Annotated in this window: 16 protein-coding genes; 11 read left to right on the top strand and 5 right to left on the bottom strand. The window is 57.2% G+C overall.

Annotated features, from left to right (window positions below; genetic code table 11):
- Positions 1–10: 10 nt before the first annotated feature.
- The 4 genes from trpD to panC are packed head-to-tail and all read left to right on the top strand — an operon-like array spanning position 11 to position 3,778.
- A complete protein-coding gene (trpD, locus tag ABMV07_RS13845; RefSeq protein ID WP_374064751.1) occupies positions 11–1,036 on the top strand; it encodes an anthranilate phosphoribosyltransferase in 1,026 nt (341 codons plus the stop codon).
- Complete coding sequence (trpCF, locus tag ABMV07_RS13850) at positions 1,026–2,483, top strand: bifunctional indole-3-glycerol-phosphate synthase TrpC/phosphoribosylanthranilate isomerase TrpF (protein WP_374064752.1); 1,458 nt, start codon at positions 1,026–1,028, stop codon at positions 2,481–2,483. Before trpD ends, trpCF begins: the two co-directional genes overlap by 11 nt.
- 60 nt (positions 2,484–2,543) lie before the next feature.
- On the top strand, positions 2,544–2,921 hold the full coding sequence (locus ABMV07_RS13855; RefSeq protein ID WP_014311106.1) for a YbaN family protein: 378 nt from the start codon (positions 2,544–2,546) through the stop codon (positions 2,919–2,921).
- Complete coding sequence (panC, locus tag ABMV07_RS13860) at positions 2,918–3,778, top strand: pantoate--beta-alanine ligase (protein ID WP_374064753.1); 861 nt, start codon at positions 2,918–2,920, stop codon at positions 3,776–3,778. The genes ABMV07_RS13855 and panC overlap by 4 nt, the downstream gene beginning before the upstream one ends.
- Here panC and panB read toward each other — a convergent pair.
- Positions 3,775–4,566 (bottom strand): 3-methyl-2-oxobutanoate hydroxymethyltransferase, encoded by a 792-nt coding sequence (gene panB, locus ABMV07_RS13865; RefSeq protein ID WP_196977922.1) that lies wholly within the window; start codon positions 4,564–4,566, stop codon positions 3,775–3,777. The two genes, panC and panB, sit on opposite strands and share 4 nt — an antisense overlap.
- A gap of 360 nt (positions 4,567–4,926) precedes the next feature.
- On the opposite strand from panB, the gene trpB reads away from it, so the two are divergent.
- The 5 genes from trpB to ABMV07_RS13890 are packed head-to-tail and all read left to right on the top strand — an operon-like array spanning position 4,927 to position 8,723.
- Entirely contained in the window at positions 4,927–6,153 is a 1,227-nt protein-coding gene (gene trpB, locus ABMV07_RS13870) for a tryptophan synthase subunit beta (protein WP_088266523.1), read from the top strand.
- A 4-nt stretch (positions 6,154–6,157) separates the two neighbouring features.
- Positions 6,158–6,994 (top strand): tryptophan synthase subunit alpha, encoded by an 837-nt coding sequence (gene trpA / locus ABMV07_RS13875; RefSeq protein ID WP_374064754.1) that lies wholly within the window; start codon positions 6,158–6,160, stop codon positions 6,992–6,994.
- 39 nt (positions 6,995–7,033) lie between these two features.
- The gene (locus tag ABMV07_RS13880; protein ID WP_374064755.1) at positions 7,034–7,411 is read left to right on the top strand and encodes a Rieske (2Fe-2S) protein; all 378 of its coding nucleotides are present in this window, start codon (positions 7,034–7,036) and stop codon (positions 7,409–7,411) included.
- 20 nt (positions 7,412–7,431) lie between these two features.
- Positions 7,432–8,400: a bile acid:sodium symporter family protein gene (locus ABMV07_RS13885; protein ID WP_374064756.1), complete on the top strand. Its 969-nt coding sequence runs from the start codon at positions 7,432–7,434 to the stop codon at positions 8,398–8,400.
- The gene (locus tag ABMV07_RS13890; protein WP_088266519.1) at positions 8,397–8,723 is read left to right on the top strand and encodes a hypothetical protein; all 327 of its coding nucleotides are present in this window, start codon (positions 8,397–8,399) and stop codon (positions 8,721–8,723) included. Before ABMV07_RS13885 ends, ABMV07_RS13890 begins: the two co-directional genes overlap by 4 nt.
- 106 nt (positions 8,724–8,829) lie before the next feature.
- Here the strand turns inward: ABMV07_RS13890 and ABMV07_RS13895 are convergent, their stop codons facing one another.
- From ABMV07_RS13895 to ABMV07_RS13910, 4 genes are read right to left on the bottom strand one after another with little or no spacing between them, the layout of a single operon-like run.
- Positions 8,830–9,195, bottom strand: coding sequence for a branched-chain amino acid transporter permease (locus ABMV07_RS13895; protein ID WP_088266565.1), 366 nt, complete (start codon positions 9,193–9,195; stop codon positions 8,830–8,832).
- A gap of 8 nt (positions 9,196–9,203) precedes the next feature.
- Positions 9,204–9,935, bottom strand: a complete 732-nt coding sequence (locus ABMV07_RS13900) for an AzlC family ABC transporter permease (RefSeq protein WP_196977925.1) — start codon at positions 9,933–9,935, stop codon at positions 9,204–9,206.
- A complete protein-coding gene (locus ABMV07_RS13905; RefSeq protein ID WP_088266517.1) occupies positions 9,936–10,532 on the bottom strand; it encodes a YqgE/AlgH family protein in 597 nt (198 codons plus the stop codon). It lies immediately after the preceding gene.
- Complete coding sequence (locus tag ABMV07_RS13910; protein ID WP_374064757.1) at positions 10,533–12,020, bottom strand: CCA tRNA nucleotidyltransferase; 1,488 nt, start codon at positions 12,018–12,020, stop codon at positions 10,533–10,535. It lies immediately after the preceding gene.
- Positions 12,021–12,159: 139 nt separating this feature from the next.
- Between ABMV07_RS13910 and ABMV07_RS13915 the strand changes: the two genes are divergently transcribed.
- Both ABMV07_RS13915 and ABMV07_RS13920 read left to right on the top strand, forming a co-directional pair.
- A complete protein-coding gene (locus ABMV07_RS13915) occupies positions 12,160–13,032 on the top strand; it encodes an NUDIX hydrolase (protein WP_281510609.1) in 873 nt (290 codons plus the stop codon).
- Complete coding sequence (locus ABMV07_RS13920) at positions 13,032–15,764, top strand: DUF6049 family protein (protein WP_371891272.1); 2,733 nt, start codon at positions 13,032–13,034, stop codon at positions 15,762–15,764. The genes ABMV07_RS13915 and ABMV07_RS13920 overlap by 1 nt, the downstream gene beginning before the upstream one ends.
- The last annotated feature ends 10 nt before the right edge of the window (positions 15,765–15,774 follow it).

The raw sequence follows: 15,774 nt of genomic DNA on the forward strand, positions 1-15,774 counted from the left end.
GACCACAACCATGACAAGCGACAAAACACTCAACAACCTCATCGCCTACCTCGACAACCCACACCCCACCGTCGAACAAGCCATTGAAGTATTCACACCACTCACCGTCGGCGACTACGACGACATCCACATCGCAGCGCTGCTCGCTACCATCCGCACCCGCGGCGAAACCTACGCCGACATCGCCGGTGCCGCCAACGCATTCCTCGCCGCCGGACGACCATTTCCCATCAACGGCGCAGGCCTCATGGACTCCGCAGGAACTGGCGGCGATGGCTCCAATACCATTAACGTGACCACCGCGGCGTCCCTTGTCGCAGCCGCTGGGGGAGTGAAGATGGTCAAATGCGGCAACCGATCCGTATCCTCCAAATCCGGATCCGCCGACGTACTCGAAGCACTCAACATCCCACTAGACCTCAACCCCGACCGCGCCGTGCGCCAATTCAATGCCTCCAATTTCACGTTCCTTTTTGCCCCCGCCTACAACCCCGCGGTGGCCCACGTGCAACCAGTGCGCAAGGCCCTCAAAGTTCCCACGTTGTTTAACATCCTCGGTCCGATCTTGGCGCCGGCTCGCCCCGAATTTCAGATCATGGGTGTTGCCAATCCCAAGCTCGGTCAGATCATCGCCGAGGTGTTTCGCGAACTAGGCCGCAGCCACGCCTTGGTTGTTCACGGCTCCGGAACCGATGAAATCGCAGTTCACGGACCTACCACGGTGTGGGAGCTTCGCGATGGCGAGATCAGCACCTACACCATCACACCAGAAGAAATCGGTATCGACCGCTACGAGTTGAGCGAGCTCGCAGGTGGCGACGGCTTAGAAAACGCACACCTCATGCGCGAGACCTTCGCCGGCCGGGGTCCCACCGCACACCGCGATGCTATTAGCGCCACCGCAGGCGCAATGTTCTACACTGCGAATCACGTACCCACCATCGCCGAGGGAGTCGCCAAGGCACAAGCAATGCTTGCTGACGGCTCCGTGGAGCGCTGGTTAGCTATCCATGAGGCGGCAAACTATGCAGAATGATTCGTCGACACGCCCTATGCCCACCGTCCTAGAACTCATCGTTTCGGGCCGACGTTCCCATCTGCCCGAAATTCAAGCGCGGATTACTCACGTGGACCCAGCGCGGCTACCGCGTTCCACCCGCTCCTTGTTCCACGCATTGGGTGGCCGTAGTGATGGCGGCCCAGCACTACGGGGGAGTGCGCGCTTTATCATGGAGTGCAAGTCCTCCTCGCCGTCGCTTGGAATGATCCGTGAGGACTACCACCCTGGTGACATCGCGCGGGTGTATTCACGTTATGCGGCTGGCATTTCGGTGTTATGCGAGCCGGATCGTTTTGGCGGCGACTATAACCATCTGGCCACGGTGGCGGCTGCCACACATCTTCCGGTGTTGTGCAAGGATTTTATTATCCACCCCGCACAGGTTCATGCGGCACGTTATTTTGGGGCGGACGCAATTTTGCTCATGTTGAGTGTGCTTGACGACGCCACTTACACCGAGCTCAGCCAAGAGGCGGCACGCTTGGGGCTGGACGTTCTCACCGAGGTTATCGACGAGGTTGAGGTGGACCGTGCTATTCGGTTGGGGGCTACAATCTTTGGCATTAATCATCGCAATCTGCATGATTTGAGCATTGATTTGAATCGCTCAGCACGCCTTGCGCAGCTGATTCCTGATAGCGCCGTGATTGTCTCCGAGTCCGGCATTCGGGATAACGAGACGGTTCGCCAACTCAATGGACATTCCAGTGCATTCTTGGTGGGCTCGCAGCTTACCTCCCAGCCAAACATCGATCGGGCGGCCCGTGAGCTTGTCTACGGATGCAATAAGGTGTGTGGATTGCAGTCGCCAAGCGAGGCGCAAGCAGCGCGCGCATCGGGTGCAATCTACGGCGGATTGATCTTCGAGGAGTCCAGCCCGCGCGATGTTTCACGTGAAACATCGCAAAAAATCATGAGCGCGGAACCTGACCTCACCTATGTTGCCGTCTCACGACGCACCACCGGATGGGCCGAAATCATAGGTGACAACATCGCCGTTGCTCAGATCCACAGCCCTTACCAGGGCTCCATAGCCGCCGAAAAAGAACTCATCAACCATGTCCGCGGCGAGGTAGGAGACAAGGTAAAAATCTGGCGCGCAGTCTCCATGACGCATGCCGACGGCCCCCTTGTTACCGAAGCACTCGCACCAGAGGTGGATACACTCGTCCTCGACACCGGCAATGGCGGAACGGGTAGCACCTTCGACTGGGCAAGCATTCCAGAATCCGTGAAGAACAAGACCCTCCTCGCCGGCGGCATTGGACCAGACAATGTCACCGAGGCTCTCGCCGTCGGCTGCGCCGGCCTTGATCTCAACTCTGGGTTGGAGTATCCAGCCGAAGCGGGGAAGTGGGCAACACATAAAGATGCTGCCGCTATCCACTCCACTTTCACGCAGATACGTGGTTTTCATTACTAACGCTAACCTAACTAGCATATAATGTAGCGTTCCACCGGAGAATAAGGAATCCTAGAGGGCATGATCAAACCACTTCTGCTCGCCATCGGCTGCGTCAGTGTAACACTCGGTGTTGCGGGAGTGATCTTACCCTTGGTTCCCACCACACCCTTCCTTCTTCTCGCGGGGTTATGCTTTGCCAAAAGCTCCGATCGGTTCCACACCTGGCTCATGGAGCACCACATACTAGGCCCATACATTCACAATTGGCGCAACCGTCAGATGACGAGTAAGGATAAAGTACGCACCGTCGCGGCCATTTGGGTGAGCATGTTGAGCTCTGCAGCGATCACCTACGTCACCCTCGAGACGATCATTCCCGCCATCGTGTTGCCTCTCATGGCTTGTGTAGCAACTCTCCATATTTCGCGGATGAATCCCGCTATGGTTGAGGAATGACCTCGATCACGCATACCATCAGCGAAATCCAAAAACTTACCCGCCAAGCCATCTCCGACGGCCGCCCCGTCGTCTTAATTCCCACCATGGGAGCACTCCACGAAGGCCACCTATCTCTCGTGGATACCGCCTATTCTTTAGAACTCGACAATCCCTTCGTGGTTATGAGTATCTTTGTTAACCCCCTGCAATTTGCGCCAGGGGAGGACCTCGATTCCTACCCACGCACCCTTGATGCCGACGCCGCCAAGCTTGCCGCACACAACCATCAGGTTCACGCCATCTTCGCTCCCAGCCCAGCCGAGATGTACCCCCTAGGTCCACGCACCACCATCACACCAGGAGCTGCGGCACTACGTTTTGAGGGAGCCACTCGTCCCACACACTTTGCCGGCGTACTCACAGTGGTGAACAAGCTCTTCCAGATCACACAGTGCCAGCACGCCATCTTCGGAGAAAAAGACTTCCAGCAACTCGCTTTGATTCGACAGATGGTTGCGGATTTCAACCTTCCTGTCCACGTGCACGGCAGCCCCCTCATACGCGATCATAATGGGGTGGCGCTCAGTTCCCGCAACGCTTATCTCAGCGATACCGAGCGCGTTGAGGCGCGACGTATCTCAGCGGCGTTGCACCAAGCCGCAATGTTTCACGTGAAACATGACATTATTGCAGCCGCCACCGACGCCATGGCCGGAATGGACATCGACTACATCGATGTTGTCGCACCCGATTTCAGCGAGCCCACAGCAGGCAATGAACTCTACGGCGACGCGCGAATTATCACCGCCGTCAAAGTAGGAAACACCCGACTGCTGGACAACATGGCGGTGAGCATCGAAAAGCCCAACGTTTAGAAGGAGTGCTCCTCAGCAGGGAAGCGACGTGCCTCTACATCCTTCCGATAGAACCGCGCCGCACAGGTAAGCTCTGAACCAACCTCCGCATATGTCTTAACAAAACGGGCACGATGATCACCCACAGGAAGGTTCACGATATCGTGCCACACCAACACTTGGGCGTCGGTAGCATCGCCGGCGCCAATCCCGATCACAGGAATCGGGGAGCGGGCAGTAAGCTCCGCGGCAATATCCGCCGGAACCATCTCAAATACCACCATCTCTGCACCCGCCTCCACAACAGCATCCAAATCAGCTGCTAGCTTCTCCGCGCCGCGTTGCACCTTGAACCCAGAAAGCTGATTCATCGACTGCGGGGTGAATCCTAGATGTGCACACACCGGTACTCCCGCATCGGTAATAGCGCGAATCCGCGACGCCATCCGAACACCACCTTCGAGCTTGACTACGTGCGCACCGGTTCGACGAACCATCTCGGTGGCACTGCGCACCGCCTGCTCGTCGCTCGCCTCATAGGTGCCGAACGGAAGATCAGCTACCACCATCGCAGGACCAGCACCACGGACCACCGCCGCCGTGAGCATGACCATCTCCTCAAAACTCACCTGGTTAGTTCCGGAATATCCCAGCATTGTGTTGGCTGCGGAGTCACCCACCAAAAAGACCTCGATACCCGCGTCTACAAACGCGCGAGTAGTGGAGTAGTCGTAAGTGGTCAGCATGGCCCACGGACGATTGTTCTTCTTGTAGTCGCGCAAATCTTGCAGTCGGACGGGACGGGTCACAATGGCACCTTTCAGTAGTTGCATAGTTGAGCAAGAGTTGCGACTACTCTAATCCGCGATGACCGACAACGACGTTTCATGGGGCACCCAAGGGGGTGGTTTCACGTGAAACATTGCTAAAAACATCGCCCGCCACCTCTGGTCATCACAACCTCATGCTGGTATAGTGAGCCAACGATGACGAATACAGCTTTCAAGTTCTGGTGGCGCGCCTAGCAGGCGGGCCCCCTGTTGTGTTAGCATTCACCACACAACTTTTGGAAACACAAGCCCGCGTATCGCGGGCTTTTTCGTATATTCCCTGCGATGCGCTCAACCAATCGCAAACCGAAACAACAATCAACCACAGGGAATATCCTCATGAAACACACACTGCTACCAGCATACTTCGGAGAATTCGGCGGACAATACGTACCCGAATCCCTTATCCCCGCCCTCGACCAATTAGAAGCGGCCTTCGTGGAAGCGTACAACGATCCCGAGTTTAGAGCAGAACTCGCAGGCTACCTCAAGGACTACCTCGGTCGTCCCACACCGCTCACGCTCTGTTCCAAGCTACCCAAAGCCGGAAAAGGGAAGGGGCACGCGCGAATCTTTCTCAAACGAGAAGACCTCGTTCACGGCGGCGCACACAAAACCAACCAAGTAATCGGCCAAGCCCTCTTAGCCAAACGCATGGGCAAAACCCGCATTATTGCCGAAACCGGAGCTGGCCAGCACGGAACCGCCACCGCACTCGCATGCGCACTGCTCGACCTCGACTGCGTGATTTACATGGGTACTAAAGACGTGGAACGCCAACAACCCAACGTGTACCGCATGGAGCTCATGGGCGCCAAGGTCGTACCAGTCGACTCCGGCTCCGGAACCCTCAAAGATGCAGTCAACGAAGCACTGCGCGATTGGACCGCAACCTTCCACGAGTCACACTATCTGCTCGGCACCGCCGCCGGACCACACCCATTTCCCACGATTGTGCGCGAATTCCACCGCGTAATCTCAGAAGAAGCCAAAACCCAAATACTTGAGCAAACCGGCGCACTGCCAGATGTGGTGGTCGCCTGCGTAGGCGGCGGATCCAACGCCATCGGCATGTTCGCCGACTTTATCGACGACCCCTCAGTGGAACTCGTTGGCGCCGAACCAGGAGGAATGGGACTAAGCTCCGGAAAGCACGGCGCTACCATCAACAACGGCCAAATTGGCATTTTGCACGGCGCCAGAAGCTATCTCATACGCAACTCCGATGGCCAAGTAGAGGAATCCTATTCCATCTCAGCAGGCCTCGACTACCCAGGTGTCGGCCCACAACACGCCCATCTAGCCAAGTCTGGGCGCGCCCGCTATGTCGCCATCACCGATGCAGAAGCACTCGACGCATTCCAAATGCTCTCCCGCGAAGAGGGAATCATTCCGGCCTTGGAATCCAGTCACGCTGTTGCCTATGCGCTCAAACGTGCCGCCCTCGCTGAGGAAAACAACGAAAATATCACCATCGTGGTATCGCTGTCTGGCCGTGGCGACAAAGATATCGACCACATCCGCCGTACTCTTTCCGCCCACCCAGAGCTGGTTGTAAAGGACTAAAAACATGACTCGCTACACCTCACTATTTTCTGCACTTAGCAACAAAAACGAAGGAGCATTCGTCCCCTTCATCATGCTGGGCGATCCCACCCCAGAGGCGTCGTTAGCCATCATCCGTACCGTCGTTGCCGCGGGTGCCGACGCCCTCGAACTCGGCGTCCCCTTCTCCGACCCGGTAGCAGACGGACCCACAATCCAACGCTCCCACCTCCGCGCCCTCGACAACGGAGCCACCGTAGATAGCTCGCTGGAACTAATCCGACAGATCCGCAAAGAATTTCCCGAACTTCCCATCGGCATGCTCATCTACGGCAACGTTGCGTTTACCCGCGGGATCACCCAGTTCTATCAAGAATTCGCCGACGCCGGCGTAGACTCCATTCTGCTTCCCGACGTCCCCGTCCGCGAAGGCGAGCCTTTCATCACAGCCGCCAAGCAAGCTGGAATCGACCCCATCTTCATCGCCCCCGCACAAGCCTCGGAAGCAACCTTGGAAGGGGTGGCGCAACACTCCAGCGGATACATCTACGCCATCTCCCGCGATGGTGTGACCGGAACCGAAAGGGAATCCTCTACTAGGGGACTAGACCAAGTGGTGGCAAATGTGAAACGCTTCGGCGGTGCACCGATCCTGCTCGGTTTCGGTATCTCCACTCCCGAGCATGTGCACGACGCCATCACGGCAGGAGCCAGCGGCGCCATTACAGGCTCTGCGCTGACGTCGATCATCGAGCGGCACACCACAGGCACGCACCCAGAGCCAGCCCAAGTGACAGACCTTGAGGCCCTTACCGAAGAAATTTTCACGTTCGTTAAAGACATAAAAGCCGCAACCTGTTAAGTCACTATGACAAAACATGGATGTGTGATACTGGAAGGTATGACACATCCATGTTCCCGTCGCATATTCCTTCTCGGATCCGCAACCACACTCGCCGGAGTAGTCCTAGCCGCCTGCGGAGGCGATACCGCCAAAGCCAAAGAAATAGCCGTCAACGAAGTCCCCGTCGGCAGCGCCGTCATCGTCGGCGACTTCATCCTCGCCCAACCCACCGCAGGGGAGTACAAGGCCTACTCCGCGGCCTGCACCCACCAGCGCGCCAAGATCACCAAAGTAGACGGCTCCCACGTGATCTGCCCAGCACACGGATCCGTCTTCGACATCACCGACGGCTCCGTAGTCAGTGGGCTCGCCCGCGACCCCCTCAAAGCTGCCACCGTGGAGGTAACAGGCGATACCGCCACCGTTACCTCCTAACTCTGCTTTAGACTCGAGGAATGGTAGGAAGAATCAAAAACCTCGACCCCTTGATCGTGCTGATCATCCTTGCGGTGATCATCGCGATCATCGCACCCGCCCGCGGAGCCTTCGCCCACAACTTCTCCTTGGCCACTAACATCGCCATCGGCCTGCTGTTTTTCCTCTACGGTGCCAGGCTTTCCACACACGAAGCCCTCGAAGGCCTCAAAAACTGGAAACTCCATCTCACCATTCTGGCGCTCACCTTCGTGGCATTCCCACTGATCGGTATCGCACTCAAACCACTAGAAATGGTGATCTCGAGCGCGCTTTACCTTGGAATCTTGTACCTCACCTTGGTGCCGTCGACAGTGCAATCCTCGGTAGCTTTTACCTCGATAGCCGGCGGAAACGTCGCCGGAGCCATCGTTAGCGCCTCCGCATCCAACCTCATCGGCGTGGTAGCAACCCCCGTCCTCGTCATGCTCCTGATGACCGACAGCGGCGGCATCCACGTAGACACCAGCGTATTCCTCAAAATCGCTATCCAACTACTGTTCCCCTTCATCGCAGGACAGCTCTGCCGCCGCTGGATCAAAGACATCGCCGCCAACAAAGCCACCAAAATCGTCGACCGCGGATCCATCGCCATGGTGGTGTACTCAGCTTTTTCCGCCGGCATGGTCGCCGGAATCTGGTCCACCGTCAGCCTCGGGGAAATCATCTTCCTCGTCGCATTCTCCATCATCTTGGTGGGATCCATGCTCTGGTTCACCCGCTGGATCGCCCAAAAACTCGGCTTTGCGCGTGGCGACGTCATCGCCATCGAATTCTGCGGCACCAAGAAATCCCTCGCCTCCGGGCTCCCCATGGCAGCCGTGATCTTCGGCGGCGCCAACCTTGGCCTACTCATCCTGCCACTCATGATCTTCCACCAAGTCCAACTCATGATGTGTTCCTGGCTAGCATCCTGCTACGCGCAACACGCGTCTAAGATGTCAGCATGACCACAACTGACAAGCAGCTCCTCTATGTTCGTACCGAGATGACCATCCCAGGAGTGGGCACAAGTATTCACATCGCAGAGCTTGAACCAACAAGCGCAACGCACTGCACCCTGCACCGTATCCTCGAGCTCGATCCTTCCAACACCATCCGGGGGGCAGCGCGCGGTAACGCAGTAGCCGGAATGGCCGCGGCACCGGAACGTACCGTGCCGCACCCCAACTCCTACGCAAATTTCCCCGACATCACCGCTACGCATCTTCTTCAAGAAGAGTTCGAGGTGCTGTGGGCAGAAGCCGTAGCCAAGTTCTCGGAGCTGCGCTAGTCGCAGCGCTACAGCACCACACAGCGCTACAGCACCACTGAAAAGTGGGTAGTTTGAGGCAACACCGTGTCCCGAACTACCCACTTTTTCGTGTGCTCACCACGAGCTACCAGACGAGGTTCACCAGCACCATATACAGTGCCGTTCCACCCATGATGGAAAGCCCTGGATTGCGCCGCCACCAGTGCAACACCAGCGTTCCGATCGAGGCAATCAACGCGGCCACAAGCCCGCCAGGGGCTTCAAGGGAACCATAGAGGGTGTACATCACCAGCACGACCATCACACCCACGGGCATGGTAATGGCCAGCAGCCCCATCAAAGGGCTGCCATTAAGGAGTCGCACCGCAGCAAAGGGGATCTGTCGCAGCAGCACGGTCACTATGGCGACGGGGATAATCACCGCAAAGACCGACAGGAGACTAATCCCATCGGGAAGTCCCGCAGAACCGGCGAGCACTAATGAGTTCATAGGGGAGTTCACCGGCGATCACCAATCTTCCAGGTCAATCGGGAGTCGATACGTGGGGAAGCGTTGCGCACCAACAGCAAGAGGAAGTACACCACGAGAGCAAAAATCAGCATTTGGTGCGGCACTAATCCCAAACCGATTAGGGAGAAGGCAACGGCAAAAAATACCAATGACCAGTCTTGATTATTGCGGAAGGATTCCCACGCCAACACGATAAACAGTGCGGTGAGCGCAAACTCCATACCTTTTAGCCCCTGCGGGATCGCGCTTCCGGCGACAGCGCCAAGGATGCCAGAGGATACCCACAGTGCGTGACAGAACACTTGGATGGCAAGCACGCGGGAACCGTCGATACGCTGTGCGTTAGGGCGCGCCGAGACGATTGCATAAGACTCGTCAGTGAGTGCATACGTGGAATAGGCGCGACCAATGCGGGAACGCACCGCGTGGCGCGGGTAGGTGAGCCCATAAAAGATATGACGAAAGTTCACCATGAAGCCAGTGATCGCCGCCGAGATAGGCCCAACACCGGTGATGATGAGATTTAGTGCGAGAAATTCCATGGATCCCGCATAGATGATGATGGAAAAGATGGGGGCCCACCACCATGCAAAACCGGATTGTCCCACCACGAGCCCGAAAGCGAGACCGAGGGGAACGAGACCGAGGGCAACCGCCCATGAGTCTTTTATTCCGCCGAGAATCTCCGTTCTTTTTTTCGATGTTTCACGTGAAACCACTTAGTTTTCTCCCACATTGACTGGGAACGTTGAGTACAACGGCAGTGGCATGGGCTGACGACGCATCACATCGCCCCACACGTCAACGCTTCCTGGTGCCATCACGTCCGAGGGGAGAGCCGGAGCTACAAACCAGTCACCGTTCTCAATCTCCTGAGCCAGCTGACCAGGCGCCCATTCTGCATGCCCAGCAAACAGGCGCATACCCGACACCAACGGCTTTATCTCTTCTGGATCTGCACCCAAATTCACCATCACCAGCCGGTTAGCAAGGCGAGTGAGGTTGTCTGCATGGGATGCATTCACACCCTGCGCGGTCACGCCAACACTCACCACAGACTGCTGGTTTAACGGACCGCCGATATACAGGGCCTGTGGCTTGGTCACACATGGCACCCATTCAGGCATCACGTTGAACACGGCGACGTCGCTACGTGAGGCAAGGTTGACGCCAAAGGTGGCATATTCGCTGTGCTCGATAATCAAAATGACACTACGCGCAAAATCCTCCGATTCCATCGAAGGCGCAGCAACTAACACCATGCCCGGCGCGGGTTCATTGCGCTCCATGGCGTTAAAGAGTCGATCCGCAAACATTTACTGCTCGTACCACCATTTCTTCAATTCCAAAATCGCGTCTTCACGTTCTAGGGGGCCGCGCTCGAGGCGCAGTTCCTTTAAGAACTTCCACGCTTGTCCCACTTGGGGTCCTGCCTTGATATCGAGGATCTCCATGATCTCGTTACCGTCTAGGTCGGGACGTACCTTGGCTAGGTCTTCTTTTGCGGCAATATCTGCGATGCGATCTTCTAGATGGTCGTAGGTTTTTTGCAGACGTTCCGCTTTCTTTTTGTTCCGCGTGGTGCAGTCAGCGCGCACGAGCTTGTGCAGGCGGGGGAGCAGGTCGCCAGCGTCCGTTACGTATCGACGCACCGCCGAATCCGTCCACTCACCTTCGCTAAAACCATGGAACCGCATGTGCAGGCGAATGAGCTCACTAACGTCACGGATCATACACTTGGAGTACTTCAACGCGCGCATGCGGTGACGCATGAGGCGGGCCCCCACGATCTCATGTTGGTGGAAGCTCACCCGCCCCTCGGGGGAGAACTCGCGCGTATCTGGCTTACCGCAGTCGTGCATGAGTGCAGCCCAGCGCAGCACCACATCAGGGCCGTCTTCTTCTTGATCCATCGCCTGGCGCAACACCGTCAGGGAGTGGGCATACACATCCTTGTGTTGATGATGTTCATCTTGAGTGAGCCGCAGCGCAGGGATTTCCGGATAGATAATGTCTGCTAATCCGGTATCTACCATCACGTCGATACCATCCCATGGGGCTTTGCCGCAGATCATTTTGTCCAGCTCTACCTGCACGCGCTCAGCTGTAATGCGTGTGATCTGATCCGCCATCTCCGTCATGGCATGGCGCACTCGTGGTGCGAGATCAAAGCCCAACTGGGAAACGAAACGAGCAGTGCGCAGCATACGCAGGGGGTCGTCGTTAAAGCTTTGCTGAGGGGCCGCTGGGGTATCCAAAAGGCCCGCAGCTAGATCGTCCATGCCACCCACGGGATCGTGGAACTGCATAGACCCATCCGGCAGGATCTCCATCGCCATAGCGTTGACGGTGAAGTCACGGCGAATCAGATCACCCTCAAGGGTGTCTCCGAATTGTACCTCGGGGTTACGAGACTGCCCATCATAAACATCGGAGCGGAACGTGGTGATCTCGATTTGTTGGCCCTCTTTTTCTGCTGAAACGGTGCCAAATTCGATACCAGTATCCCAGACCACGGGGGCGTACTCTTCTAGGATCGCGGATACCACCTCAGGGCGGGCATCCGTTGTAAAGTCCAGATCGTGCCCAAGCTCATCAAGGAGAGCGTCACGCACCGAACCACCTACGAGGTAGAGACGATGCCCACGATCGTGGAACGATTGAGCCAGCGGGCTCAACAGCGGAGAGAGTAAGCCCAAGGTTTTCTGCGCGCGGACCAACAGCCGAGCTGGATCGGCAGCTTCTAAGACCACGCCGGAAGGGACGGGGGAAACATCATGGTTACTCTGTGAATTCACCCGCATGAGTCTACATTCTTCAACGCACTAAAGCCCGATGAAGCATCCAGTGTCTTATTCCTTGGAAGTACAATCTTGTGCAAATCTTGGCACAAATGTGGTTCGTAGATACCTTCTTTAGCGTGAACGGGATACGATCAGCGGGATGACTGAAAACGAACGGGCTCATGCGGATCATGCTTCCGCGTCGCCACAGCGCACGCGCCGCCGTCGTGGCAAACCGCGCAGGCGTATGGATTCAGGCGCTTCTACACAAGGTGGTGACGCCTCAAAGTCTGCTGCGCCCAGTTCGAGTACTTCCGGTTCTCGCGGGGAGCGCGGCAGCCGTGGGGAAGACAAAGACAAGCAGAATAAGCACACGAGGCGTAAGCGTCGTCCAGCGCACCGTTCTACCCAGCGTGGTTCCCACAGTGGGGATTCGTCCCATTCCGGATCGGGTACCAAGCGGCGTCGGCACGCGGGCAATAGGAACCGTGGCAATCAGTCGCGTCGCCAGAACAATAGGTCATCGCGGATTGCTACCCGTGATGAGACATCGGCAGGCGGCTTGGTCATTTCCGGTCTGGCGGAGGCCGTGGATGAGAATAATAACGTAGATCTCTCTCGTATCTACGTGGCACTGATTGGCCGGCTGGATCGTCGTGGGCGACTGCTGTGGTCAATGCCAAAGGGCCATGTGGAGCCAGGTGAGGAGACTGCGGCGACCGCTGAGCGTGAGGTGTGGGAGGAAACGGGCATCCATGGTGAGGTGATTACGCAGCTGGGCACGATTGATTATTGGTTTGTGTCTGAGGGGGTGCGTATTCATAAGACGGTACATCATCATTTGTTGCGCTATGTGGATGGTTATCTCAACGATGAGGATCCTGAGGTGACGGAGGTTGCGTGGATTCCTGCGGATGAGTTGATTGAACATTTTGCTTATGCGGATGAGCGTAAGTTGGCACGCATTGCTCATGATGTACTTCCTGAATATGCGATCAAGGAGAAGGCTGCGGGGAGGGTTACTCCACGATGATGTCCCGCAACCTTCGTTTGGCAACGAGCACAGTGAGTGTGGCTGCGGCGAGTGTCGCCGCGTTGGCTGCCCCTGTGGCGGTGCCGGTTGTTTTTGCTCCTCAGGCGCGTGCCGACGCCCTCCCCGCGTCGCCGTCGGATGATACGTGGCGGGATCAGTGGGTCAACCCCGAGTTGCGCACGGTGGATAGTAATGCGGCGGTCACGTTCGAGATCACGCATGTGGATTCCCAGGTGGTGTTGGGTGCTGCGGTTGAGTTGTCGTTGACGGTGACCAATAACAGCGCTGATATGTTGTCGGCGGGGTCGGTATCTATTGTGGCGCGCAATGCGGCTGCGGTTTCTGATGTAGCCTCGGCGCGCACGGTGTTGGCGGGTGATTCTGGAACGTTTGGTCCGAGTGCCGTGGTGGGTCGTATTGATTCTTCTTTGGCACCTGGGGAGTCCACGCAGGTTAAGGTGCAGGTTCCGGTGTCGTCGACGACGGCCGATGGTTTAAGGATTAGCCAGCCTGGTATTTATCCGGTGTGGGTTGGGTTGACTACTGCTTCGGGGGAGCAGTTTTCGTCGCAACGCTTTTTGTTGAATGCGAAGGATCCGCATGCGGAGGCGGTGCCGCGTTCGGCTAGTCCGTTGAGTATTGTGGCGCCGGTGACGGCGGATGTGGACATCGTGGGCGGTGAGACGGGGGAGGCGCCGGAGCGTGCGCCGTTGATTTTGCGTTCGGAGCAGCTGGCGGAGTCGATGCGTGCTGGTGGTGAGCTTGCCGAGCTTGTCGACGCCCTCAGCGTGGCCGTCGATAATGAGGCGCTGCGTCGTGCGACGTGCGTTGCGCTAGACCCACAGCTTATCGACGTCGCCTCCCGCATGAGCAATGGCTATTCGGTAGGCAATAGCCGCCCCAGTTCCGTATCGGATAAAAAGCGGCTGCGTGATTCTTGGTCTAAGGACGACACGAAGGCCTCATTGACCCCAGGCCAGGGCGTACAGGATGCCGCACAATGGTTGGATAAAGTGCGTGCCCTCGCCCGCGATACCTGTATCGTTGCCATGCCGTGGGCCAACGCGGACCTCGATGCGGTAGCTAAAACGAACAACCCGTGGCTTATGCGCGAGGCCGTCCAGCGGGGCTCTGCAGTGCTCGAAGACGTAGTTGGTGTCCAACCAGAACCCAATATTGTCATCCCAGGCTCGGGCTATGTATCCCCAGATGCAGCCAAAAGCTTAGGGTGGGCGGACCAATCGCAAGGAACCGGCGGGGACATCAACGCCGCATGGGAAGCAAGCGTCCAAGGACCATCTCCTGTCGACGCCTCACCGAATACCCCAGATTCACGGGCTTCCTTGGACAGTGTGAACAGCTCCGCTCCCACAGCAACGGCACCTACGCCTAGTGTTCCGGTATCGGTGCTGGTGGCAGACAATACGGTGTGGCAGGTTCCGCAGTCGGGCCGGTTTGGCATGCTCGCACCGGGTATTCGTTCGGTGACCTATCAGGGTTCATTGGCGGCAACGTTGGCTCAGGCTGCCACGCATCCCATTACGGTGGGTTATGGCAATGAGGCGGCGCGTTTTGATTATTCCTTGGATAGTGCCGCTACTCGTTCGGCGACGGCTGCATCGGCGGTAACGCTGGCGGTGGCAGCGAATCGTCAAGAGTTGCCTTCGTCGGCTGCCGAAGCAGTAGATACCGGCGATGACACCCTTGAGCAGTCCCACAAGGTATCGGCGGATCCACTGCTTATGATGCTGCCGGCGGGGCAGTCGCAGCCGCGCGCGTGGTTGGAGTCTGCTGCGGCGGCTTTGGATAGTCATGCTGCGGTGCCGATGACGTTGAAGGATTATGTGTCTACATCTGCACAGCAGGAAGAGGAGTTGGGGGCACGCGCCCGCGACTTTGGCGATGCCCATGCTCCTGATTTTGGTGCGCCGTATAGTGATCCCACGGTGGTGTCGGATACCGAGATTCTTCGTGTGCGCCAGCAGTCGGATTACACGAATGATCTCACGCGCTTGATGGTGTCGGATCCGGCTATTGCGGTGACTCCTTATAATTTCACTGCACCACTAAGACAAGATCTATTGCGCACAATTGGAATGAAAAAGCGCAGGTCAATGGCCACCTTCGATAAGTCAGTCGCTGATTCCCACACGATCGCCAACGAGAACCGCGATGCGCTCACCGAGCTACGCAGCTCAGTGACATTGCTGCCCCCTGGCAACGTGTACACCCGCTTTTCTGATTCCTCACCACTATTAATCGCGGCGAAAAACGGTCTGCCTCTCCCCGTGGATGCACGTATCCGGTTCACGGGGCCGCAGGGGGCGTCGTTAAAGCTGGACGACCATGTGGTCATTCCAGCCAAGGGCTCCATCACTCTTCAGATGACAGCCAATCTGCCTAGCGACGATTCCCGCACCGACCTCAAGTTGTGGCTCGCCACACCCTCTGGGGCTGCGATCTCTAATCCGGTCGACATTGGTGTGCAGACCCAGCGCGGCTTATTGAGCACGGGTGGTGCAGTATCTGCAGCAATTTTGGTGCTGTTTGCGTTTTTGTTCTTGAGGTTCTTTAAAAAGAAGCGTCGTGAGGCCCAGGAGGTAGCCCAGTCCGAGGAAGCGGAGGTAACGGGGAGCAGTAGTGCCCATGTGCCGCAGCTTGGTAGGCATCGACAGCAACACCGGTCGAGTAAAGATCCCAGCGAAGACTCAACCGACGATAACTCACCGTAGTTTCAAGCGC

This window comes from Corynebacterium belfantii (assembly GCF_041898185.1).
Taxonomy (GTDB): domain Bacteria; phylum Actinomycetota; class Actinomycetes; order Mycobacteriales; family Mycobacteriaceae; genus Corynebacterium; species Corynebacterium belfantii.

What these genes read in the sequence shown, in the direction of transcription:
- trpD (WP_374064751.1), top strand. Translation starts at nt 11, where the DNA reads ATGACAAGCGACAAAACACTCAACAACCTCATCGCCTACCTCGACAAC.
- trpCF (WP_374064752.1), top strand. Translation starts at nt 1,026, where the DNA reads ATGCAGAATGATTCGTCGACACGCCCTATGCCCACCGTCCTAGAACTC.
- ABMV07_RS13855 (WP_014311106.1), top strand. Translation starts at nt 2,544, where the DNA reads ATGATCAAACCACTTCTGCTCGCCATCGGCTGCGTCAGTGTAACACTC.
- panC (WP_374064753.1), top strand. Translation starts at nt 2,918, where the DNA reads ATGACCTCGATCACGCATACCATCAGCGAAATCCAAAAACTTACCCGC.
- trpB (WP_088266523.1), top strand. Translation starts at nt 4,927, where the DNA reads ATGAAACACACACTGCTACCAGCATACTTCGGAGAATTCGGCGGACAA.
- trpA (WP_374064754.1), top strand. Translation starts at nt 6,158, where the DNA reads ATGACTCGCTACACCTCACTATTTTCTGCACTTAGCAACAAAAACGAA.
- ABMV07_RS13880 (WP_374064755.1), top strand. Translation starts at nt 7,034, where the DNA reads ATGACACATCCATGTTCCCGTCGCATATTCCTTCTCGGATCCGCAACC.
- ABMV07_RS13885 (WP_374064756.1), top strand. Translation starts at nt 7,432, where the DNA reads ATGGTAGGAAGAATCAAAAACCTCGACCCCTTGATCGTGCTGATCATC.
- ABMV07_RS13890 (WP_088266519.1), top strand. Translation starts at nt 8,397, where the DNA reads ATGACCACAACTGACAAGCAGCTCCTCTATGTTCGTACCGAGATGACC.
- ABMV07_RS13895 (WP_088266565.1), bottom strand. Translation starts at nt 9,195, where the DNA reads ATGAACTCATTAGTGCTCGCCGGTTCTGCGGGACTTCCCGATGGGATT.
- ABMV07_RS13905 (WP_088266517.1), bottom strand. Translation starts at nt 10,532, where the DNA reads ATGTTTGCGGATCGACTCTTTAACGCCATGGAGCGCAATGAACCCGCG.
- ABMV07_RS13910 (WP_374064757.1), bottom strand. Translation starts at nt 12,020, where the DNA reads ATGCGGGTGAATTCACAGAGTAACCATGATGTTTCCCCCGTCCCTTCC.
- ABMV07_RS13915 (WP_281510609.1), top strand. Translation starts at nt 12,160, where the DNA reads ATGACTGAAAACGAACGGGCTCATGCGGATCATGCTTCCGCGTCGCCA.
- ABMV07_RS13920 (WP_371891272.1), top strand. Translation starts at nt 13,032, where the DNA reads ATGTCCCGCAACCTTCGTTTGGCAACGAGCACAGTGAGTGTGGCTGCG.